Source organism: Blattabacterium cuenoti, assembly GCF_014252375.1.
Classification (GTDB): Bacteria; Bacteroidota; Bacteroidia; order Flavobacteriales; family Blattabacteriaceae; genus Blattabacterium; species Blattabacterium cuenoti_AH.
This window is the reverse complement of the sequence record NZ_CP059221.1, coordinates 348129-366855: the sequence shown is the minus strand read 5'-3', so window position 1 is coordinate 366855 and position 18727 is coordinate 348129. Positions and strand designations below refer to the sequence as shown.

General features: G+C 22.2%; 34 protein-coding genes. 33 read left to right on the top strand and 1 reads right to left on the bottom strand.

Annotation, left to right across the window (positions count from 1 at the left end):
* Nucleotides 1–3 precede the first annotated feature (3 nt).
* From rpsJ to H0H34_RS01710, 30 genes are read left to right on the top strand one after another with little or no spacing between them, the layout of a single operon-like run.
* The gene (gene rpsJ, locus H0H34_RS01855; RefSeq protein ID WP_185873136.1) at nucleotides 4–309 is read left to right on the top strand and encodes a 30S ribosomal protein S10; all 306 of its coding nucleotides are present in this window, start codon (nucleotides 4–6) and stop codon (nucleotides 307–309) included.
* A complete protein-coding gene (rplC, locus tag H0H34_RS01850) occupies nucleotides 309–950 on the top strand; it encodes a 50S ribosomal protein L3 (RefSeq protein WP_185873574.1) in 642 nt (213 codons plus the stop codon). Before rpsJ ends, rplC begins: the two co-directional genes overlap by 1 nt.
* Nucleotides 941–1573: a 50S ribosomal protein L4 gene (gene rplD, locus H0H34_RS01845; RefSeq protein ID WP_185873135.1), complete on the top strand. Its 633-nt coding sequence runs from the start codon at nucleotides 941–943 to the stop codon at nucleotides 1571–1573. Before rplC ends, rplD begins: the two co-directional genes overlap by 10 nt.
* Before the next feature lie 10 nt (nucleotides 1574–1583).
* A complete protein-coding gene (gene rplW, locus H0H34_RS01840) occupies nucleotides 1584–1934 on the top strand; it encodes a 50S ribosomal protein L23 (protein WP_185873133.1) in 351 nt (116 codons plus the stop codon).
* Nucleotides 1876–2700 (top strand): 50S ribosomal protein L2, encoded by an 825-nt coding sequence (gene rplB / locus H0H34_RS01835; RefSeq protein ID WP_185873131.1) that lies wholly within the window; start codon nucleotides 1876–1878, stop codon nucleotides 2698–2700. The genes rplW and rplB overlap by 59 nt, the downstream gene beginning before the upstream one ends.
* Nucleotides 2701–2705: 5 nt before the next feature.
* The gene (gene rpsS, locus H0H34_RS01830; protein WP_185873129.1) at nucleotides 2706–3014 is read left to right on the top strand and encodes a 30S ribosomal protein S19; all 309 of its coding nucleotides are present in this window, start codon (nucleotides 2706–2708) and stop codon (nucleotides 3012–3014) included.
* Nucleotides 3015–3017: 3 nt separating this feature from the next.
* Nucleotides 3018–3353 carry a 50S ribosomal protein L22 gene (gene rplV, locus H0H34_RS01825; RefSeq protein WP_185873128.1) on the top strand — a complete coding sequence of 112 codons (336 nt, stop codon included), beginning with the start codon at nucleotides 3018–3020 and terminating at the stop codon, nucleotides 3351–3353.
* 2 nt (nucleotides 3354–3355) lie between these two features.
* Nucleotides 3356–4066, top strand: a complete 711-nt coding sequence (gene rpsC / locus H0H34_RS01820; protein WP_185873127.1) for a 30S ribosomal protein S3 — start codon at nucleotides 3356–3358, stop codon at nucleotides 4064–4066.
* Nucleotides 4066–4476 carry a 50S ribosomal protein L16 gene (gene rplP, locus H0H34_RS01815; RefSeq protein ID WP_185873125.1) on the top strand — a complete coding sequence of 137 codons (411 nt, stop codon included), beginning with the start codon at nucleotides 4066–4068 and terminating at the stop codon, nucleotides 4474–4476. Before rpsC ends, rplP begins: the two co-directional genes overlap by 1 nt.
* A 3-nt stretch (nucleotides 4477–4479) precedes the next feature.
* Nucleotides 4480–4698, top strand: a complete 219-nt coding sequence (gene rpmC / locus H0H34_RS01810) for a 50S ribosomal protein L29 (RefSeq protein WP_185873124.1) — start codon at nucleotides 4480–4482, stop codon at nucleotides 4696–4698.
* On the top strand, nucleotides 4682–4927 hold the full coding sequence (gene rpsQ / locus H0H34_RS01805) for a 30S ribosomal protein S17 (protein WP_185873123.1): 246 nt from the start codon (nucleotides 4682–4684) through the stop codon (nucleotides 4925–4927). The genes rpmC and rpsQ overlap by 17 nt, the downstream gene beginning before the upstream one ends.
* Before the next feature lie 5 nt (nucleotides 4928–4932).
* The gene (gene rplN, locus H0H34_RS01800; protein WP_185873122.1) at nucleotides 4933–5304 is read left to right on the top strand and encodes a 50S ribosomal protein L14; all 372 of its coding nucleotides are present in this window, start codon (nucleotides 4933–4935) and stop codon (nucleotides 5302–5304) included.
* The gene (rplX, locus tag H0H34_RS01795; protein ID WP_185873120.1) at nucleotides 5301–5519 is read left to right on the top strand and encodes a 50S ribosomal protein L24; all 219 of its coding nucleotides are present in this window, start codon (nucleotides 5301–5303) and stop codon (nucleotides 5517–5519) included. The genes rplN and rplX overlap by 4 nt, the downstream gene beginning before the upstream one ends.
* 2 nt (nucleotides 5520–5521) lie before the next feature.
* On the top strand, nucleotides 5522–6079 hold the full coding sequence (rplE, locus tag H0H34_RS01790) for a 50S ribosomal protein L5 (protein ID WP_185873119.1): 558 nt from the start codon (nucleotides 5522–5524) through the stop codon (nucleotides 6077–6079).
* Nucleotides 6080–6085: 6 nt separating this feature from the next.
* On the top strand, nucleotides 6086–6355 hold the full coding sequence (rpsN, locus tag H0H34_RS01785; RefSeq protein ID WP_185873118.1) for a 30S ribosomal protein S14: 270 nt from the start codon (nucleotides 6086–6088) through the stop codon (nucleotides 6353–6355).
* A gap of 21 nt (nucleotides 6356–6376) precedes the next feature.
* Complete coding sequence (rpsH, locus tag H0H34_RS01780; RefSeq protein WP_317167287.1) at nucleotides 6377–6751, top strand: 30S ribosomal protein S8; 375 nt, start codon at nucleotides 6377–6379, stop codon at nucleotides 6749–6751.
* Between the two features lie 12 nt (nucleotides 6752–6763).
* Nucleotides 6764–7315 (top strand): 50S ribosomal protein L6, encoded by a 552-nt coding sequence (gene rplF, locus H0H34_RS01775; protein ID WP_185873116.1) that lies wholly within the window; start codon nucleotides 6764–6766, stop codon nucleotides 7313–7315.
* A gap of 14 nt (nucleotides 7316–7329) precedes the next feature.
* Complete coding sequence (gene rplR / locus H0H34_RS01770) at nucleotides 7330–7650, top strand: 50S ribosomal protein L18 (RefSeq protein WP_185873115.1); 321 nt, start codon at nucleotides 7330–7332, stop codon at nucleotides 7648–7650.
* Between the two features lie 5 nt (nucleotides 7651–7655).
* Entirely contained in the window at nucleotides 7656–8192 is a 537-nt protein-coding gene (rpsE, locus tag H0H34_RS01765; RefSeq protein ID WP_394798897.1) for a 30S ribosomal protein S5, read from the top strand.
* Nucleotides 8193–8196: 4 nt separating this feature from the next.
* Nucleotides 8197–8643: a 50S ribosomal protein L15 gene (rplO, locus tag H0H34_RS01760; RefSeq protein WP_185873113.1), complete on the top strand. Its 447-nt coding sequence runs from the start codon at nucleotides 8197–8199 to the stop codon at nucleotides 8641–8643.
* Nucleotides 8644–8658: 15 nt separating this feature from the next.
* Nucleotides 8659–10053, top strand: coding sequence for a preprotein translocase subunit SecY (gene secY, locus H0H34_RS01755; protein WP_185873111.1), 1395 nt, complete (start codon nucleotides 8659–8661; stop codon nucleotides 10051–10053).
* A gap of 39 nt (nucleotides 10054–10092) precedes the next feature.
* Nucleotides 10093–10308: a translation initiation factor IF-1 gene (gene infA / locus H0H34_RS01750; RefSeq protein ID WP_185873110.1), complete on the top strand. Its 216-nt coding sequence runs from the start codon at nucleotides 10093–10095 to the stop codon at nucleotides 10306–10308.
* A 6-nt stretch (nucleotides 10309–10314) separates the two neighbouring features.
* Nucleotides 10315–10431, top strand: coding sequence for a 50S ribosomal protein L36 (rpmJ, locus tag H0H34_RS01745; protein ID WP_185873108.1), 117 nt, complete (start codon nucleotides 10315–10317; stop codon nucleotides 10429–10431).
* A 4-nt stretch (nucleotides 10432–10435) separates the two neighbouring features.
* Complete coding sequence (gene rpsM, locus H0H34_RS01740; protein ID WP_185873106.1) at nucleotides 10436–10816, top strand: 30S ribosomal protein S13; 381 nt, start codon at nucleotides 10436–10438, stop codon at nucleotides 10814–10816.
* Nucleotides 10817–10836: 20 nt separating this feature from the next.
* Nucleotides 10837–11223: a 30S ribosomal protein S11 gene (rpsK, locus tag H0H34_RS01735; protein WP_185873105.1), complete on the top strand. Its 387-nt coding sequence runs from the start codon at nucleotides 10837–10839 to the stop codon at nucleotides 11221–11223.
* 14 nt (nucleotides 11224–11237) lie between these two features.
* Complete coding sequence (gene rpsD / locus H0H34_RS01730) at nucleotides 11238–11840, top strand: 30S ribosomal protein S4 (RefSeq protein ID WP_185873571.1); 603 nt, start codon at nucleotides 11238–11240, stop codon at nucleotides 11838–11840.
* A 7-nt stretch (nucleotides 11841–11847) separates the two neighbouring features.
* Nucleotides 11848–12879, top strand: coding sequence for a DNA-directed RNA polymerase subunit alpha (locus H0H34_RS01725; protein ID WP_185873103.1), 1032 nt, complete (start codon nucleotides 11848–11850; stop codon nucleotides 12877–12879).
* Entirely contained in the window at nucleotides 12876–13307 is a 432-nt protein-coding gene (rplQ, locus tag H0H34_RS01720) for a 50S ribosomal protein L17 (RefSeq protein WP_185873101.1), read from the top strand. Before H0H34_RS01725 ends, rplQ begins: the two co-directional genes overlap by 4 nt.
* Nucleotides 13308–13312: 5 nt before the next feature.
* Nucleotides 13313–14608 carry a phosphopyruvate hydratase gene (gene eno, locus H0H34_RS01715; RefSeq protein WP_185873100.1) on the top strand — a complete coding sequence of 432 codons (1296 nt, stop codon included), beginning with the start codon at nucleotides 13313–13315 and terminating at the stop codon, nucleotides 14606–14608.
* 16 nt (nucleotides 14609–14624) lie between these two features.
* Nucleotides 14625–15884 (top strand): SLC13 family permease, encoded by a 1260-nt coding sequence (locus tag H0H34_RS01710; protein ID WP_185873099.1) that lies wholly within the window; start codon nucleotides 14625–14627, stop codon nucleotides 15882–15884.
* Nucleotides 15885–15894: 10 nt separating this feature from the next.
* Here the strand turns inward: H0H34_RS01710 and H0H34_RS01705 are convergent, their stop codons facing one another.
* Nucleotides 15895–16269, bottom strand: a complete 375-nt coding sequence (locus H0H34_RS01705) for a hypothetical protein (RefSeq protein ID WP_185873098.1) — start codon at nucleotides 16267–16269, stop codon at nucleotides 15895–15897.
* Between the two features lie 41 nt (nucleotides 16270–16310).
* Here H0H34_RS01705 and menB point away from each other — a divergent pair, with 41 nt between their 5' ends.
* From menB to H0H34_RS01690, 3 genes are read left to right on the top strand one after another with little or no spacing between them, the layout of a single operon-like run.
* On the top strand, nucleotides 16311–17135 hold the full coding sequence (menB, locus tag H0H34_RS01700) for a 1,4-dihydroxy-2-naphthoyl-CoA synthase (protein ID WP_185873097.1): 825 nt from the start codon (nucleotides 16311–16313) through the stop codon (nucleotides 17133–17135).
* Nucleotides 17132–18013 (top strand): 1,4-dihydroxy-2-naphthoate octaprenyltransferase, encoded by an 882-nt coding sequence (gene menA / locus H0H34_RS01695; RefSeq protein ID WP_185873095.1) that lies wholly within the window; start codon nucleotides 17132–17134, stop codon nucleotides 18011–18013. Before menB ends, menA begins: the two co-directional genes overlap by 4 nt.
* 14 nt (nucleotides 18014–18027) lie before the next feature.
* Nucleotides 18028–18717, top strand: coding sequence for a metal-dependent hydrolase (locus H0H34_RS01690; protein ID WP_185873093.1), 690 nt, complete (start codon nucleotides 18028–18030; stop codon nucleotides 18715–18717).
* Nucleotides 18718–18727 lie beyond the last annotated feature (10 nt).

Sequence of the window (18727 nt, the reverse complement as noted above, 5' to 3'; positions counted from 1 at the left end):
AATATGGGATATAATATTAAAATAAAATTAAAATCTTATGATTATAATTTATTAGACAAATCTGCAGAAAAAATTGTTAATTCAGTAATTCCAACAGGAGTAGTATTAAATGGACCGATTCCATTACCTACTGAAAAAAATGTTTTTACTATATTAAGATCTCCACATGCAAATAAAAAATCTAGAGAACAATTTTTTTTACCAACACATAAAAGACTATTGCAAATACATAATGCATCATCAAAAACAGTAGATGCATTAATGAAATTAGAATTACCTAGTGGAGTAGAAGCTGAAATAAAAGTATGATGAAAACAATAGGTTTAATAGGAAAAAATGTTGGTATGACTAATATTAGTTTAGATAATGGAATGAATGTTTCTTGTACCATAATAAATGTTAATACTTGTTATATAATACAAATTAAAACAATAAAAAATGATGGTTATTCATCAATTCAAATAGGAAGTGGTGAAAAAAATATAAAAAATTTTAATAAATCTTTGTTAGGACATTTTAAAAAATCTGGAGTATCTCCTAAAAAAAAACTTTTAGAAATTAAAGGAGATTTCGATGAAAATTCATATAAAATAGGTCAATTAATTAATGTTAGTATATTTAATGTAGGAGATACTGTTAATGTAACAGGAATTTCTAAAGGAAAGGGATTTCAAGGTGTAGTAAAAAGACATAAATTTTCTGGTGTAGGAGAAAGAAGTCATGGACAACATAATCGCTTAAGATCTGCTGGATCAATAGGTGCAGGATCTACACCATCTAAAGTATTTAAAGGAAAAAAAATGGCTGGGAGAATGGGTAACAATAAAGTTACTATTAAAAATTTGAAAATATTAAAAATAGATATTGATCGTAATTTATTAATTATAAAAGGATCAGTTCCTGGAAATAAAAATTCATTTTTAATGATTAAAAAGAAAATATGGAATTAAAAATATTAGATTCTAAAGGAAATTATACAAATAATAAAATAATATTTAATAGTAAAAATTTTTTTAAAAAAAATTATGATTATTCTGTTTATTTAGAAATAAAAAGATATTTATTTTCTCAACGCCAGGGAACACATAAATCAAAAGAAAAAAGTGATGTATCTGGTAGCAATAGAAAATTACATAGACAAAAGGGAACTGGAGGATCAAGAAAAGGAGACATAAAAAATCCTATTTTTAGAGGGGGAGGTAGAATTTTTGGTCCTAAACCAAGAAAATATTCAATAAAAATAAATAAAAAAGTTAAAAATATAGCAAAAAAATATGTTATAGAACATAAATTATTAAAAAATAAGATTAAAATTGTAGAAAATCTTAATTTAAAAAAACCTAAAACTAAAATTGCATTAAAACTATTAAAATCATTAGATATTTTTGATAAAAAATCTTTAATAATAATTGGAAATGAAAAGTTAGATAATAATTTATATTTATCATTTAGAAATATAAAATATTATAAAATAATTAACATAAATAATGTTACTTGTTTTTATTTACTGAATTGTTCATATATTGTACTATTTGAAAATACCGTACATAAATTTAAAAAATTGTTTATATAAAATATAAATTATGATTTTGATAAAGATTTTTATAACTAAAAAATCATTAATAAATGAAAAAAATAATTTTTATACATTTATTACGAAAGTAAATTGTAATAAAAAACAAATTAAAAAAGAAATTTTTAATTTGTTTGGACACAAAGTTATAAAGGTTAAAACAATTCTTTATCCCAAGAAAGATAAATCAAAATTCACTAAAAAAGGATTTTTAAAAGGAAAAATGAGCCGTTTTAAAAAAATTATTGTAAAATTTAATAAAAAAATTAATTTTAATAAACTATTTGATAATAAAAACTACAATGGCGATAAAAAAATTGAAACCGATAACACCAAGTCAGAGATTCAGAGTTGTAAATAAATTTGATCAAATTACTAATTCAAATCCCGAAAAAAAATTAACAATAGGAAAATTAAGAACAGGAGGAAGAAATAATTATGGACGTAGAACTATGCGTTACATTGGTGGTGGTCATAAAAAAAAATATAGAATTATTGATTTTAAAAGAAAAAAATTTGGAATTTATGCAATTATTAAAACAATAGAATATGATCCAAACAGATCATCTTTTATTGCTTTACTATCTTATTCAGATGGAGAAAAAAGATATATTATTGCTTTAGATGGATTTAAAGTTGGATATAAAATTATTTCAGGAAAAAAAAATATACCAATGAAAATTGGAAATTCTACAATTTTAAGTGAAATCCCTTTAGGAACAATTATTTCTTGTATAGAAATAAAACCTGGTCAAGGCGCAAAGCTTGCTAGAAGTGCAGGATCTTTTGCACAAATATCTGCAAAAGAAAAAAAATATGTAACAGTAAAACTTCCTTCTGGAGAGATTAGAATGATTTTATCTACTTGTATGGCTACTATAGGTTCTGTTTCAAATCCTGATCATCAATTAGAAACTTTTGGAAAAGCAGGAAAATCTAGGCAACTTGGAAGAAGACCTAGAACTAGAGGGGTAGCAATGAATCCAATAGACCACCCTATGGGTGGTGGAGAAGGTAAAGCTTCTGGAGGAATACCTAGAAATAGAAAAGGGTATCCTTCTAAAGGATTTAGAACTAGAACTAAAAAAAAATATTCTAACAAATATATTATACAAAGAAGAAAATAAATTTTATGCCAAGATCTATAAAGAAAGGACCTTATGTTCATTATAAATTATATAAAAAAGTTATGAAAAACATAAAGTCTAATAAAAAATTGATTATTAAAACATGGTCTAGAACATCTGTTATAATACCAGACTTTGTTGGTCAGACTTTTTCTGTTCATAATGGAAAAATTTTTATTAATGTATATATAACAGAAAATATGATAGGGCATAAGTTAGGAGAATTTGCTCCAACAAGAATTTTTAGAGGACATTCAGGATCAAAAAATAAATTAAAAATTAAAAATGTTAATGAAAAAAAAGTAATAAAATAAATCATGATAGTAGCATCTTTAAAAGGATTTAGAATATCTCCTAGAAAAATTAGATTAGTTGTAAACCTAATTAGAAATAAAGAAATAAATGTTGCATTAACAATATTATCATTCTGTAATAAGAAAAGATGTGCATTAAATATTAAAAAACTAATTTTATCTTTATTATCTAATTGGGAGAAAAAGTATAATGATGATAAATCAAATCTTTATATAAAAAAAATAATAGTGGATCAAGGTAAAATTATGAAAAGAATACGCCCGGTTCCACAAGGAAAAAGTCATAGAATAAAAAAAAAATTAAGTAATATTACAATTTTTGTAGATAAAAAAAAATAATCATGGGACAAAAAACTAATCCTATAGTTAATCGTTTAGGAATTATAACAGGATGGCAATCAAGTTGGTGTAATAATTATAAAGAAAGAATACAAGAAGATTTTAAAGTTAGAAGATATATAGAAGCAAGATTTCCTAAAGGAATAATATCTAGAATATTTATAGAAAGAACTTTAAAATTTATTACAATTACAATTAGAACATCTAGACCAGCTTTAATTATAGGAAAAAGAGGTGAGGAAGTTGATACTGTAAGAAAAGAAATAAAAAAATTAACTAAAAAAGAAATACAAATTAATATATCAGAAGTCAAAAGACCTGAATTAGATGCCTCCTTAGTTTCTAAAAGTGTAGTTAAACAATTAGAAAATAGAATTTCTTATAAAAAATTGATTAAATTATTCATTTTGTCTGCTATTAGAATGAATGCGTTTGGAATAAAAATTCAAATATCTGGAAGACTAAATGGATCAGAAATGGCTAGATGTGAAACTTATAAAGAAGGAAGAATTTCTTTAGGTACTTTTCGTGCAGATGTTGACTATAATATGGAAGTTGCTCATACAATATATGGTAGTATAGGAGTAAAAGTATGGATAATGAAAGGAGAAGTTTATGGAAAAAGAGATTTATATCCATTATTAGGGACACATTATAATAAAAAAAAGTCAAAAAATTTTCATAGATTTCATAGAAAAAAAAATAAAAAATAATGTTACAACCTAAAAAAACTAAATATAAAAAAAAACAAAAAGGACGTATTAAAGGTAATTCAAAAAAAGGATTTTGTTTATCAAGAGGATCTTATGGAATAAAATCATTGGAATCTTCTTGGATTTCTGCTAGACAATTAGAATCTGCACGTGTTGCAGCAACAAGATACATGAAAAGAGAAGGAAAATTATGGATTAATATTTTTCCAGATAAACCAGCTACAAAAAAACCTCAAGAAGTTCGTATGGGAAAAGGTAAAGGCCCAGTTGAATTTTGGGTCTCTGTTGTAAAGCCAGGAAGAATAATATTTGAAGTTGATGGTGTAAATATTGATATTGCTAAAGAAGCATTAAGACTTGCTTCACAAAAACTTCCAATAAAAATGAGATTTATTTATAAAAAAACTTAATTTATGAGTGAATTAGAAAAAAAAGAATTTAAAATACAAAATTATTCAAATCATGAATTAATTAATCATATTAATAATAGTAAAAAAAATTATAAAAATATAAAATTTAACCATTCTATAAACAGAATAAAAAATCACTCAAGAATCAAAGTTTTAAGAAAATTGATTGCTAAATTAAATACAGAATTAACAAAAAAGTTAAATAATGAAAAGAAAAAATAATAGAAAACAAAGAAAAGTAACAGTCATAAGTGATAAAATGGATAAAACAATAGTAGTATCTGAAATAAGAAAAGTTAAGCATAAATATTATGGAAAAAGTATTCTAAAAAAGAAAAAATATTTAGTTCATGATGAAAAAAACTTATATAAAAATGGAGATAAAATATCAATTATGGAGACACGTCCTATAAGTAGAAAAAAATGTTGGATAGCATTATCTAAAATATAACATTTATGTTACAACAAGAATCAATATGTAAAGTTTCTGACAATACTGGGGCTAAAGAAGCACTAGTTATTAGAGTGTTGGGAGGGTCTAAAAAAAGATATGCTTTATTAGCAGATTCTATAATTGTTACTATAAAATCAGCTATTCCTGGAAATAATTCGATAAAAAAAGGACAAATTTCTAAAGCAGTTATCATAAGAATAAAAAATAGAACTAGAAGAAAAGATGGATCATACATAAGTTTCGATGATAATGCTTGTGTATTAATTAATCCATCTGGAGAAATGATAGGAAGTAGAGTTTTTGGTCCAGTAGCTAGAGAATTAAGAGAAAAAAAATATATGAAGATTATATCATTAGCACAGGAAGTTTTATGAAAAAATTAAAAAAAGGAAATAATGTTATTATAATATATGGTAATCATAAAGGAAAAAAAGGAGTTATAAAAAAAATTTTAACTAAAAGCAATAAAGCTATTATAGATGGTGTGAATATGATAAAAAAACATATAAAACCAGAATTAAAAAATCCTAAAGGAAAAATATTGAAAAAAGAATCTCCTATACATATATCTAATTTAAAAAAACTTTAAAATTGAATTCATATTATAAACCAAAGTTAAAAGAATTATATAAAAATAGTATAGTTAATTCTTTAATAAAAAAATTTAAATTTACTTCTATAATGGAAGTTCCTAAATTATTGAAAATAGTTATTCATCAAGGAATAGGTAGTTCAATATTAAACGATAAGAATGTATTAAAATATTCTTTAAATGAAATAACTAGTATAACAGGTCAAAAAGCAATACCTTGTTATTCTAAACATGATGAATCTAGTTTTAAACTTAGAAAAGGAATGCCTATAGGTGTAAAAGTTACATTAAGAAGAAATATAATGTATGAATTTTTAGAAAGACTAATAGTTGTAACATTACCTAGAGTTAGAGACTTTAATGGAATAAGTAATAATGGTTTTGATGGATTTGGAAATTATAATATGGGAATAAAAGAACAAATAATTTATCCAGAAATAAATATTGATAAAATTAAGAAACATTTAGGCATGAATATAACATTTGTTACTTCAACAAAAAAAGATTTAGAAGCTAAAAATCTTTTATCTTTATTTGGAATGCCTTTTAAAAAATAAATAAATATGGCTAAAGAATCTGTAAAAGCAAGACAAAAAAAAAGAGAAAAAATGGTATTAAAATTTTCAAAAAAAAGAAAATTTTTAAAAGAATCAAAAAATTATGATTTATTGCAAAGATTACCTAGAGATTCTTCTCCTGTTCGTTTAAGAAATAGATGTACCATTAGTGGTAGATGTAGAGGATATATGAGAAAATTTGGAGTATCTAGAATAGTTTTTAGAAATTTAGTCTATCAAGGATTAATACCTGGTATAAAAAAAGCTAGTTGGTAAATAATAAAAATAATATTAAATATGGATTCAATTTCTGATTTCCTAACTATAATTAGAAATGCATGTTTTGTAAAACATAAAATTTTAATAGTAAAATATTCTAATATAAAAAAAAATATTTCTAATGTATTATTAGAAAATGGATATATTTTAAGTTATAAAATAGAAAATAATAAAATTAAAATTGCTTTAAAATATTATAAAAAAGAGTCTGTTATTAAAAAAATAATTAGAATTAGTAAGCCAGGATTAAGAAAATATTGTAAATATAAAAATTTACCTAGAGTTTTAAATGGTTTAGGAATTGCAATTATATCTACATCATATGGAGTAATAACTAATAAACAAGCTAAAAAAAATAGAATTGGGGGTGAAATATTATGTTATGTTTATTGAAATTAAAAATATATGTCAAGAATAGGGAATAAACCCATTTTTATACCTAATAATATTGATTTAAAATTTTTTAAAAATATTTTAACAGTAAAAGGAAATTTAGGTACTTTATCTCAAAAAATATCTGATAAAATAAAAATAAATATATCAAAAAATATATTATATGTAATTAGAAATAATGAAGATAAAAAATCTAAATCTTTACAAGGATTATATCGTGTATTAATAAATAATATGATTATTGGAGTTTCATTGGGATTTAAAAAAGAATTGGAATTAATAGGTATTGGATATAAAGCAGTATTTGATATAAATAATAAAATTTTAAATTTAAATTTAGGGTATTCTCATGATATTATGATTAAAATTCCTAATGAAATAAATATAGAAATAAGATTAGAAAAAAGCAAAAATTACATAATTACATTAAAATCTTATGATAAACAATTATTAGGAATATTTTCTTATAAAATTAGGTCATTAAGACCTCCTGAACCATATAAAGGAAAAGGAGTTAGATTTTTAAATGAAATTATTAGAAAAAAAGTTGGAAAATCTGCTTAATAAAATTTATAAAATTGAAAAAAAAATATAAAAATAGTATTATAAATAATACGTCTAGATTTAGACTATCAGTATTTAGAAGTAATAAAAAAATATACGCCCAAATAATAGATGATTCATGTGGGAAAACATTAGTATCTTGTTTATCTAAAACATCTATCATATCAAAAAAAGATAATAAAGTTAAACAGTCTTATGAAGTTGGAAAATTATTAGGATTAAAATCAAAAAAGTTAAATATAAAAAAATTATTTTTTGATAAAAAAAATTATTTATATCATGGAAGAATAAAAGCATTAGCTGATGGATTAAGAAATGCTGGTTTAGAATTTTAAAAAATATGTCAATAAAAAAAATTTTTTCTGAAAAAAAAGATAAAAGAACAAGATATTTTGGATTAGATTTAAAAGAAAAGTTAATTGGAGTTACAAGAGTATGTAAAGTAACTAAAGGAAGAAGATATTTTAGTTTCAGTGCAATAGTTATAAAAGGTAATGAAAATGGGTATATAGGATATGGATTTGGAAAATCTAAAGAAGCACCAGATGCTATTAGAAAAGCTGGAGAACAAGCTAGAAGAAATTTATGTAAAATATGTATATCAAATGGTACTATACCTCATAAACAAGAAGCTAAATATAGTGGAGCAAGAATATTATTAATACCAGCAACAAATGGTACTGGTATTATAGCAGGTGGTACTTTAAGATCAGTTCTAAAAATTACTGGATTAAAGAATATTTTATCTAAATCAAGAGGATCTTCTAATCATCATAATATTATTAAAGCAGCTATTAAAGCTCTTAGTAAGATTAGAGATGTTAACATTATATCTAAGCAAAGAGGAGTATCAATAAAAAAAGTATTAAACGGATAATATTATGATAATTTTTAATAAAAAAAATAAAAAAAAAAAAATACGTTTAGGAAGAGGTCAAGGATCCGGAAAAGGAGGAACATGTGGAAGAGGACATAAAGGTGCTAAATCTAGATCTGGATTTTCTAGAAAAATTGGTTTTGAAGGTGGACAAATGCCTCTTCAAAGAAGAGTTCCTAAATTTGGATTCAAAAATAATTCAAAAAAAAAATTTATTAAAATTAATTTGGATACAATACAAGATTATATAAATAAAAAAAAAATAGATAAAAAAGATTTATTTTGTAAAGAAATGTTAATAAAAAAAAATATAATTAAAAAAAACTATCCAATAAAAATAATAGGAAGAGGAACTATAAATGATTTAATAAAAATACGTGTAAATAAAATTAGTAAAAAAGCTAGAAATACTATAGAAAAATATGGTGGGGAAATTTTATTAGAAAATTAAATAAAAAAATTTTATATGAATATATTTCTAAAAAAAATATATAAAATATGTACAATAAAAGAATTACGTAAAAAAATTATATTAACATTAAGTTTATTATTAATATATCGTTTTGGATCATATATTCCAATTCCTGGTATTGATCCATTAGGAATTAATTTTTTTATGGAAAAATTTAGTTCTAAATCTAAAGGACTAATACAAATTTTATCTTCTTTTACTGGAGGTGCTTTTAATAGAGCATCTATTTTAGCATTAGGAATTATGCCATATATATCATCTTCTATTATAATGCAATTAATGTGTATAATTATCCCTAGTTTATATAGATTACAAAAAGAAGGTGAAAGTGGAAGAATGTATATAAGTCTTATCACAAGATGGTTAACTATAGGAATATGTTTAATACAAGCTCCTTTATATCTTATATCTCTAACAAAACAATTAATACCATTTTCTTTATTTTATAATTCTGTTTATTTAGTTGATATAAATACTTTTTATGGAAAAGTTATGTTTTTCATTATAGGAGTTATAGTATTAACTGCTGGTACATTTTTTACTATGTGGTTAGGAGATAAAATAACTAATATAGGAATAGGAAATGGAATATCAATAATAATAATGTCTGGAATAGTTTCCAAATTTCCCATCGCAATAACTAAAGAAATATCGTCAAAATTAGAATTAGGATTTAAAGGATTAATTATATTATTTTTAGAATTTATATTGTGGATATTAGTTATTTTATTTTCTATAATAATAATTCAAGCAATAAGAAAAATTCCGGTTCAATATGTATCTCATTATAAATCATTTATCATAGAAAATTATAATGATAAATTAATTAGAAAAAAACATCAATATATACCATTAAAAATGACTTCTGTTGGAGTAATGCCATTGATATTTTCTCAAGCTATAGTACTATTTCCTATTACTTTTTCTAATTATATAGAAAATTCTAAACTTAAAAAATTTTTTTTTATTTTACAAGATGTATACGGATTTTGGTATAATCTAATAATTGCTCTATTAGTTATAATTTTTACTTTTTTTTATACAGCAATTACTATTCCAGTAAACCAAATATCTGATGATTTAAAAAGAAATGGTGGATATATACCAAAAGTAAAACCAGGAAAAGAAACTATATTATATATAGATCATATTTTATCGTGTATAACAATACCTGGAGCTATACTACTTTCTATTATAGCAGTATTACCATCTTTAGTTTTTAGATTAGGAATAAATCAAAATTTTTCTTTATTTTATGGTGGTACATCTTTACTAATAGTTGTAGGAGTTATATTGGATATTTATCAACAAGTTAAGATTCATTTGTTAAATTATTATTATGATGATTTAATGATGAAAAATCATGGAATTAAATACAATAAATTATAAAATTTTTATGTATATTTTATCAAAATTTTATATTTTTTAATGACTAAACAAAAACATATTGAGGTAGATGGTGTAATAATAGAATCTTCTCCAAACGCAATGTTTCGTGTAAAATTGGAAAACGGTTGTATTATAAAAGCACATATATCTGGAAAAATGAGAATGCATTATATAAAAATTCTTCCAGGAGACAAAGTTAGATTAGAAATGTCTTCTTATGATTTAGAAAGGGGTAGAATAACTTATAGATATTGATACATTATGAAAGTAAGAACTTCTTTAAAAAAAAGAACAAATAATTGTATAATTGTAATAAGAAAAGGTAGATTACGAATTATTAATAAAAAAAATCCTAGATTTAAACAAAAACAAGGATAATTTTATGTCTGTAAGAATTTCAGGAGTAGATTTGCCTCTTTATAAAAGAGGAGTTATAGGTTTAACCTATGTTTATGGTATTGGTAACAATATTTCAAAAAGTATATTAAAATTTTTATGTATAGATAAAAATAAGAAAGTTAAAGATTGGTCTGATGAAGAAATAAGTAAAATACAAAAATATATATCAGATACTATAAAAGTAGAAGGTGAATTAAGATCAGAAATACAGTTTAATATTAAACGTTTAATAGATATTGGTTGTTATCTTGGTATAAGACATAGAAAAGGTCTTCCATTAAGAGGACAAAAAACTAAAAATAATTGTAGAACTAGAAAAGGAAAGAAAAAGACTGTAGCAAATAGAAAGAAGATTACAAAATAAATAATTAAATATTATGAATTATGAATAGCAAATCCTCTAAAAAAAAAAAATTATTATTAACTGATCCTGTTGGAATAGCACATATACAATCTAGTTTTAATAATATTATAATATCTTTAACAAATAAAAATGGTGAAGTTATTGCATGGTCTTCTGCTGGAAAAATGAATTTTAAAGGATCTAAAAAAAATACTCCATATGCAGCACAAATTACTGCAGAAAATGTAGCAAAAAAAGGATTAAGTGCTGGATTAAAAAAAGTAGAAGTAAAAGTAAAAGGTCCAGGAGCCGGTAGAGATGCAGCCATAAGAGCATTAAGTAATTCTGGAATAATAATAACTGTAATAAAAGATATTACACCATTACCACATAACGGATGTCGTCCTCCAAAAAGGAGAAGGGTTTGATAAAATTAAATTTAATGGCTAGATATATAGGTCCAAAAACAAAAATTTCTAGAAGATTTGGAGAAAGTCTTTTTGGAGAAGATAAATATTTTAATAGAAGAAAACATTTACCAGTACATTATGTTAGTACTAGAAGAAGAGGAAAAAAATCAGAATATTTTTTTCAACTATTAGAAAAACAAAAAACAAAATATATTTATGGTATATTAGAATGTCAATTTGAGAAACTATTTTTTGAGGCTTCAAGAAAAAGAGGTATTACAGGAGAATTATTATTACAATTTTGTGAAAGTCGTTTAGATAATATTGTTTTTAGATTAAATTTAGCTCCTTCTAGATCATCTGCACGTCAATTAATTTCTCATAAACATATTATTGTAAATGATTGTATTGTAAATATTCCTTCATTTAGATTAAAACCTAAAGATAAAATAATAGTAAAAAATAAAAAACATCCTGTAATAATAGGATCAATAGAAAATAAAAAACTAAATTTAGTTGATTGGCTAATGCTAGATGAAAAAAATATGTTTGGAGAGTACATATCAATACCAAATAGGGATCAAATACCTGAAAATATAAAAGAACAATTAATTGTTGAATTATATTCAAAATAATATAATTATGGCTATTTTAGATTTCATTAAACCTGATAAAATTTTAGTTACAGAATTTTCCGATTATAAAGGAATTTTTCATTTAAAACCTTTGGAACCAGGTTATGGAATTACATTAGGTAATTCTTTAAGAAGAGTTTTACTTGGATCATTAAAAGGATTTGCAGTAACTTCAATCAAAATAGAAGGAATAAAATATGAATTTTCTGCTATAAATGGGGTTGTTGAAGATGTAACTGAGATTATATTAAATTTTAAGAAAATTAGGTTAAAAAGAATAATTCCAGATGTTAAAAAAGAAATAGTTAATGTTTCATTAAAAAAATATAAAACAATAAATGGAAAACTTTTAAATAAATTTATTTCTGGATTTCAAATACTTAATAATAATTTAGTTATTTGTAATAAAGAAGAATCTGTTATTTTAGACATGAGTTTTACAATTGAAGAAGGTAGAGGATATGTTTCAGCAGAAGAAAATAAAAAAAATAATGATTATTGTTCTTTAATAGGAACAATTCCAATTGATTCAATTTATACTCCTATTAAAAATGTAAAATATACAATAGAAAATTGTAGAGTAGGACAAAAAACTGATTTTGAAAATTTATTATTAGAAATAAAAACTGATGGATCAATTTCTCCAAAATCTGCATTAATGGAGGCATCTAAAATATTAATTCAATATTTATCTATTTTTTCTAAAGAAAAAATAGACAAAAAATATAAGGAAAAAATAAGTAAAAATAAAAGAAAATATAATGAAGAATTTTCAAAAATGCGTGCTTTATTAAAATCTAAATTAGTAGAAATGGATCTTTCTGTTCGTACAAAAAATTGTTTAAAACTAGCTTCTATAAATACAATAGAAGAACTAGTAAATTGTAATAGAAATTCCATGTTAAAAATGAGAAATTTTGGAAAAAAATCTTTAGAGGAATTAGAAAGAAAAATGAAAGAAAAAGGTTTATATTTTGGAATGAAAACATCTGAATATAAAATAAATGAAAGTAAAAAAAATAAAATGATCATTTTATGAATCACGGAAAAAAAAATAATCCTTTAAATAGAAAATATGGACATAAAAAATCTTTTTTATCTAATATTGCATCATCTTTAATAAAAGAAAAAAGAATATTTACAACTTTATCAAAAGCAAAAGAATTAAGAAAATATATTGAGCCAATTATAACTAAATCAAAAATTGATTCCATTCATTCTAGAAGAATTATATTGTCTTATTTAAGAGATAAAAAGGCTGTTTTTGAATTATTTAAAGATTCATTTAAAAAAGTTAGAGAACGACAAGGAGGGTATACAAGAATACTAAAAGTAGGATATCGTTATGGTGATAAATCTTCTATATCATTTATTGAATTAGTAGATTTTAATAAAAATTCTTTTTTTTCAAAAAAAAAGAAATATATAAGAAGAAGCAAAAAGAAAAAAAATATAGATAAATTATAAAAATAATGAGTTATATAAAATCTATTAAGGCTAGACAAATATTAGATTCTAGAGGTAACCCAACAGTAGAAGTTGATTTAATAACAAAAAATAATGTAATAGGAAGAGCTTCAGTTCCATCGGGAGCATCAAAAGGAATTAATGAAGCAATTGAATTACGTGATGAAGATAATAATTTTTTTTTAGGAAAAGGTGTATCAAAATCTGTTTATAATATCAGAAATATTATTGCTCCAGAATTGATAGGAAAATCTGTATTAAATCAAATAGATATTGATAATTTAATGTTAAGCCTTGATGGTACTAATAACAAAAAAAAGTTAGGAGCAAACTCTATTTTAGCAGTATCAATAGCAGCTGCCAAAGCCGCATCTATTGAATTAAATATACCAATTTATAATTATATAGGTGGATTATATTCACATTCGTTACCTATTCCTTTAGTAAATATAATAAATGGGGGAAAACATTCAAATGCACCTATAGCTTTTCAAGAATTCATGATAGTTCCTACTAAAGCAAAAAATTTATTAGAATCATTAAAAATGATACACAAGATTTTTTATCAATTAAAATATATTTTAAATAAAAAAGGTTTGTCTACTAGTTTAGGAGATGAAGGTGGATTTACCCCAAATCTTAATGGAACAGAAGATGTTTTAAATTACATATTAGATGCTATATATTTTTCCGGATATGAACCATATGATGAAATTGGAATTGCAATTGATTGTGCTGCTTCAGAATTTTATGAAAATAATAAATATAACTATTCAAAATTTGAAAAAAATACTGAAACATCTTCTATAAAATCTAGGGAAGAACATATACAATATTTATCATTTTTAATTAATAAATATCCTATTATATCTATTGAAGATGGTATGGATCAAAATGATTGGAAAGGTTGGAAAATGTTAACCAATGAAATTGGAGATCAAATACAATTAGTAGGTGATGATTTATTTGTTACTCAAATAAATAAATTAAAAATAGGAATTGATAAAAAAATAGCTAATTCTATTTTAATAAAATTAAATCAAGTGGGTACACTAACAGAAACAATTGATACAATTAATTTTGCAAAATCGAATAAATATAAAAATATAATATCTCATCGTTCTGGTGATACAGAAGATTCTTTTATATCAAATTTGTGTGTTGCATTCAATATTGAACAAATAAAAACTGGATCTATATGTCGTTCTGAACGTACATCAAAGTATAATGAATTATTAAGAATTGAAGAAAATTTAGGTAAAAATTCTCACTATCCAAAATGGGAAGGAAATATTAATTAATCCATTAAAAAAATAAATGGTAGTTTTAGTATTTATTTTTGGATATTTATTTATTGCATTTGGAAATTTTATTTCTTTAAATAAAATTATTCCATCAATTTTAATGTCTACTATTTGTTGGTCAATAATTATATTTTTTAAACTACCAGTTTATGAATTCAATAATTTTTTAATAAAAAAAAATCAATATAATTTATTATTATTCCATTTAGGAAAAACTTCTGAAATTTTATTTTTTATTATAGGAGCAATGTCTATTATTTCTGTAATAGATGAATTTTTTGGGTTTGAATCTTTAAAAAAATTATTTTTTTCTACTACAAAACGTAATTTTTTATGGAAATTAAATATTGTATCTTTTTTATTGTCTGCTATAATAGATAATTTAACAGCTACTATAGTATTAATTTCACTTTTAAAAAAAACTATTAATAATTACAAAGATCGATTATATTATATTGGTTTAGTTATTATATCTGCAAATGCAGGAGGAGTTTGGTCTCCAATTGGAGATATAACCACAACTATGTTGTGGATATCTAAGAAAGTAACTACAATTTTTCTTATAAAAAAAATATTAATTCCGTCTATAATATGTATGATTAGTTCTACATTAATAGCATCTTATATGCCAGTATTTAATGGTCCTATTAAATTAGATAAAAAAAAATTATCAGAAAATGATATAAAAGAAGGATCTTTTATATTAAAAATAGGATTATTATTAATGTTACTTGTTCCTATTTATAAAAATTTTATAGGAATTCCACCTTATATGGGAATAATGTTTTCTCTTATGATTTTACTTATAATTTGTAAAATTAACTATAAGGATAAATTTAATAAAAGCATAGATAAAATTTTTAAAAGATTAGATTTATCTAGTATTTTATTTTTTTTTGGAATATTACTATCTGTTTCATCTTTAGAATCACTAGGATTATTATTTGATTTATCAACATGGATAAATAATTCATTTCATTCATGGAAAATAACTTCATTAATATTAGGTTTAATATCTTCTATTATAGATAATGTTCCATTGATGGCTGCATCAATTTCTATGTTTTCATATTATCCAATAAATCATAATTTATGGTATTTTATAGCTTATGTTTCTGGAACTGGGGGTAGTTTATTTTTGATTGGTTCTGCATCTGGTGTAGCTGCTATGGGAATAGAAAAAATAGATTTTATTTGGTACTTTAAAAAAATTAGTTGGATTGCTTTTATTGGATATATTTCTGGATATACTTATTTATTAATTACTACTTAACTACCTTAAGTTAAACTAATATAATACTATTTAATATTATAAATATTGGTAATGACATAATTTTAAACCATATTGGAAATGGATATAACATAACAAAAAATATACTAATTATAATTAATATATTTTTTGTTAAAATTCCATAAGCTTTCTTTGCTTTTTTAACAAGAAAATAAGTTATCATTGATCCAGAAAAAATACTGATTATAAAAAATAAAATTGTTATAAATAAAAATTTAATGGGATTTTCATTAAAAATCAATTCAATATTTTTTGTTGATTTAAATTCATTTCTTATAAAAAAATTTTTTACTTTTATAATAAAAAAAATCATTTCAACTATACTAGTTAATAGTCCTATAATAATTGAAAATATATTTCTGTACATATTAAAATAATTTATTTTTTAATAAAAATAATAAATTAATTATGAATTATATAATAAATTGGAAACCAATTAAAAAATACGAAGATATAAATTTTTTATTTTGGAATGGAATTTCTAAAATAGAAATAAATCGTCCTAAATTCTGTAATGCATTTCGTGTAAAAACAGTTGAGGAAATGATAAGTGCAATAAATATATGCGAAAATAATGTAGATATTGATGTTTTAATTATTACAGGAGTTGGTAAAAAGTATTTTTGTTCAGGTGGTGATCAGAATACTAGAGGTATGGGTGGATATCTTGGAGATGACGGAATTCCAAGATTAAATATTTTAAATTTTTATAAAAAAATAAGAGAATTACCAAAACCTGTTATAGCAATGGTTAATGGATACTCTGTAGGAGGTGGCCATGTATTACATGTTGTATGTGATTTAACTATTGCATCTGATAATTCATTTTTTAGTCAAGTAGGACCAAAAGTAGGTTCTTTTGATGGTGGATTTGGTAGTTCTTATTTAGCACGTCATATTGGACAAAAGAAAACAAGAGAAATGTGGTTTTTATGCAAAAAATATTCTGCAAAAGAAGCTTTAAATATGGGATTAATTAATAAAGTAGTAAAAATAAATGAATTAGAAAAATTTACCATAAAATGGTGTAAAACTATACAAAAAAGAAGTCAAATGTCTATAAGATTGATTAAAAGATGTTTAAATGCAGAATTAGATGGGCAACATGGTCTAATGCAATTAGCTGGAGATGCAACTTTAATGTTTTATTTAATGGAAGAATCTCAAGAAGGAAAAAATGCTTTTTTAGAAAAAAGAAATCCTAATTTCAAAAAGTTTACTAAATTTATATGAAATTAATATATTGGATTTACGCTTTTAGATACCATACATTACCATTATCTATATCAGGAATAACTTCAACTTATCTATACGTTAAAAATTATTATGATAACATATATACATATGTATTATGTTTATTTACATCAATGTTTTTACAGATTTTGTCAAATCTGTCTAATAATTATGTAGATTATGAAGAAGAATATGATAATTTTTTATTCAAAAAAAATATTATTAAATGTGGATTTTTAACTAAAAGTGAAATAAAAAAATCTATATACATATTTTCATTACTATCATTTATATCTGGATTACTACTAATATATAAAACATTATCATCAAATATATTTTATTTTATATTTTATTTATTTGGTTTAATAATTTGTATATATGCATCAATATCTTACTCAATAGGTATATCATATGGTTGTATTATTGGATTAGGAGATTTATTAGTTTTTATTTTTTTTGGAATTATTTCTGTAACTAGTAGTTATTTTTTATTTACTAAGAAATTTCCATCAATTAATATTATATTAATATCTTTATCTATAGGATTATTAAATATATCTGTATTAAATATTAATAATATAAGAGATATAAAAAATGATCTTTTTAATAAAAAAAGAACTATAGCCAATTATTTAAACACTAAATATTCTATATTATATCACATATTAATTATATTAACATATATTTTTATTAGCTTTTATTTTTTTGTAAAAAATAATAAGAATATATACCAATGGATTATATTTATTATAATATTAATTATCTTATTAAAACATATTAATAATATAATTTATTATACAAATAAAAAAAAATTATCACTTGAATTAAAAATAATGGTAATAATTACTTTTATACATTCTATAAATATTGGATATTAGAAAATTACTAATTTATGAAATTAACTTATTTATATCACAGTACAATTTTATTGGAAATTAATAATATAAAAATTATAATAGATCCATTTTTATCTAAAAATAATTTTTTTGATAAGAAATTATTATATAAATATCTCAATATAAAAATTGATTATATATTATTAACTCATGCTCATTATGATCATATATGTGATGTGGAATTATTTGCTAGTAATAATAAAGATGTATTGATTATATCTAATTATGAAATATCTAATTTTTTTAGCAAAAAGAATATTAAATCATATGGAATTAATTATGGTTCTTTTGTTAAATTTCCATTTGGAAAAATAAAATATACATTAGCATTACATTCTAGTTCATTTAATGATGGAAGTTATGGTGGAAATCCTGGTGGATTTTTATTACATACAAACAAAGGAAATATTTATATATCTGGAGATACATCTATAACATATGACATGAAACTTATACCAAAATTTGGAGATTTAAGTTTATCAGTATTACCAATAGGTGGTGTATACACAATGGATATTTATGATGCTATTATTGCTTCTGATTTATTAAAATGTGATAGAATTTTAGGTGTACATTATGATACTTTCGAAAATATTAATATTAATAAAGAAAAATCAATTGAAAAATTTTATAACAAGGGGAAAAAATTAATTTTGTTAAACTATGAAGAATCTATAATAATTTAATAAAAAATTA

What these genes read in the sequence shown, in the direction of transcription:
- rpsJ (WP_185873136.1), top strand. Translation starts at nt 4, where the DNA reads ATGGGATATAATATTAAAATAAAATTAAAATCTTATGATTATAATTTA.
- secY (WP_185873111.1), top strand. Translation starts at nt 8,659, where the DNA reads ATGAATATATTTCTAAAAAAAATATATAAAATATGTACAATAAAAGAA.
- H0H34_RS01690 (WP_185873093.1), top strand. Translation starts at nt 18,028, where the DNA reads ATGAAATTAACTTATTTATATCACAGTACAATTTTATTGGAAATTAAT.
- rpmJ (WP_185873108.1), top strand. Translation starts at nt 10,315, where the DNA reads ATGAAAGTAAGAACTTCTTTAAAAAAAAGAACAAATAATTGTATAATT.
- rplD (WP_185873135.1), top strand. Translation starts at nt 941, where the DNA reads ATGGAATTAAAAATATTAGATTCTAAAGGAAATTATACAAATAATAAA.
- menA (WP_185873095.1), top strand. Translation starts at nt 17,132, where the DNA reads ATGAAATTAATATATTGGATTTACGCTTTTAGATACCATACATTACCA.
- rplO (WP_185873113.1), top strand. Translation starts at nt 8,197, where the DNA reads ATGATAATTTTTAATAAAAAAAATAAAAAAAAAAAAATACGTTTAGGA.
- rpsK (WP_185873105.1), top strand. Translation starts at nt 10,837, where the DNA reads ATGAATAGCAAATCCTCTAAAAAAAAAAAATTATTATTAACTGATCCT.
- rpsM (WP_185873106.1), top strand. Translation starts at nt 10,436, where the DNA reads ATGTCTGTAAGAATTTCAGGAGTAGATTTGCCTCTTTATAAAAGAGGA.
- H0H34_RS01725 (WP_185873103.1), top strand. Translation starts at nt 11,848, where the DNA reads ATGGCTATTTTAGATTTCATTAAACCTGATAAAATTTTAGTTACAGAA.
- rplW (WP_185873133.1), top strand. Translation starts at nt 1,584, where the DNA reads ATGATTTTGATAAAGATTTTTATAACTAAAAAATCATTAATAAATGAA.
- rpsS (WP_185873129.1), top strand. Translation starts at nt 2,706, where the DNA reads ATGCCAAGATCTATAAAGAAAGGACCTTATGTTCATTATAAATTATAT.
- rplF (WP_185873116.1), top strand. Translation starts at nt 6,764, where the DNA reads ATGTCAAGAATAGGGAATAAACCCATTTTTATACCTAATAATATTGAT.
- infA (WP_185873110.1), top strand. Translation starts at nt 10,093, where the DNA reads ATGACTAAACAAAAACATATTGAGGTAGATGGTGTAATAATAGAATCT.
- H0H34_RS01710 (WP_185873099.1), top strand. Translation starts at nt 14,625, where the DNA reads ATGGTAGTTTTAGTATTTATTTTTGGATATTTATTTATTGCATTTGGA.
- rplC (WP_185873574.1), top strand. Translation starts at nt 309, where the DNA reads ATGAAAACAATAGGTTTAATAGGAAAAAATGTTGGTATGACTAATATT.
- rpsN (WP_185873118.1), top strand. Translation starts at nt 6,086, where the DNA reads ATGGCTAAAGAATCTGTAAAAGCAAGACAAAAAAAAAGAGAAAAAATG.
- rplB (WP_185873131.1), top strand. Translation starts at nt 1,876, where the DNA reads ATGGCGATAAAAAAATTGAAACCGATAACACCAAGTCAGAGATTCAGA.
- rpsQ (WP_185873123.1), top strand. Translation starts at nt 4,682, where the DNA reads ATGAAAAGAAAAAATAATAGAAAACAAAGAAAAGTAACAGTCATAAGT.
- H0H34_RS01705 (WP_185873098.1), bottom strand. Translation starts at nt 16,269, where the DNA reads ATGTACAGAAATATATTTTCAATTATTATAGGACTATTAACTAGTATA.
- rplP (WP_185873125.1), top strand. Translation starts at nt 4,066, where the DNA reads ATGTTACAACCTAAAAAAACTAAATATAAAAAAAAACAAAAAGGACGT.
- rpsE (WP_394798897.1), top strand. Translation starts at nt 7,656, where the DNA reads ATGTCAATAAAAAAAATTTTTTCTGAAAAAAAAGATAAAAGAACAAGA.
- menB (WP_185873097.1), top strand. Translation starts at nt 16,311, where the DNA reads ATGAATTATATAATAAATTGGAAACCAATTAAAAAATACGAAGATATA.
- rpsH (WP_317167287.1), top strand. Translation starts at nt 6,377, where the DNA reads ATGGATTCAATTTCTGATTTCCTAACTATAATTAGAAATGCATGTTTT.
- rplV (WP_185873128.1), top strand. Translation starts at nt 3,018, where the DNA reads ATGATAGTAGCATCTTTAAAAGGATTTAGAATATCTCCTAGAAAAATT.
- rpsC (WP_185873127.1), top strand. Translation starts at nt 3,356, where the DNA reads ATGGGACAAAAAACTAATCCTATAGTTAATCGTTTAGGAATTATAACA.
- rplN (WP_185873122.1), top strand. Translation starts at nt 4,933, where the DNA reads ATGTTACAACAAGAATCAATATGTAAAGTTTCTGACAATACTGGGGCT.
- eno (WP_185873100.1), top strand. Translation starts at nt 13,313, where the DNA reads ATGAGTTATATAAAATCTATTAAGGCTAGACAAATATTAGATTCTAGA.
- rplX (WP_185873120.1), top strand. Translation starts at nt 5,301, where the DNA reads ATGAAAAAATTAAAAAAAGGAAATAATGTTATTATAATATATGGTAAT.
- rpsD (WP_185873571.1), top strand. Translation starts at nt 11,238, where the DNA reads ATGGCTAGATATATAGGTCCAAAAACAAAAATTTCTAGAAGATTTGGA.
- rpmC (WP_185873124.1), top strand. Translation starts at nt 4,480, where the DNA reads ATGAGTGAATTAGAAAAAAAAGAATTTAAAATACAAAATTATTCAAAT.
- rplQ (WP_185873101.1), top strand. Translation starts at nt 12,876, where the DNA reads ATGAATCACGGAAAAAAAAATAATCCTTTAAATAGAAAATATGGACAT.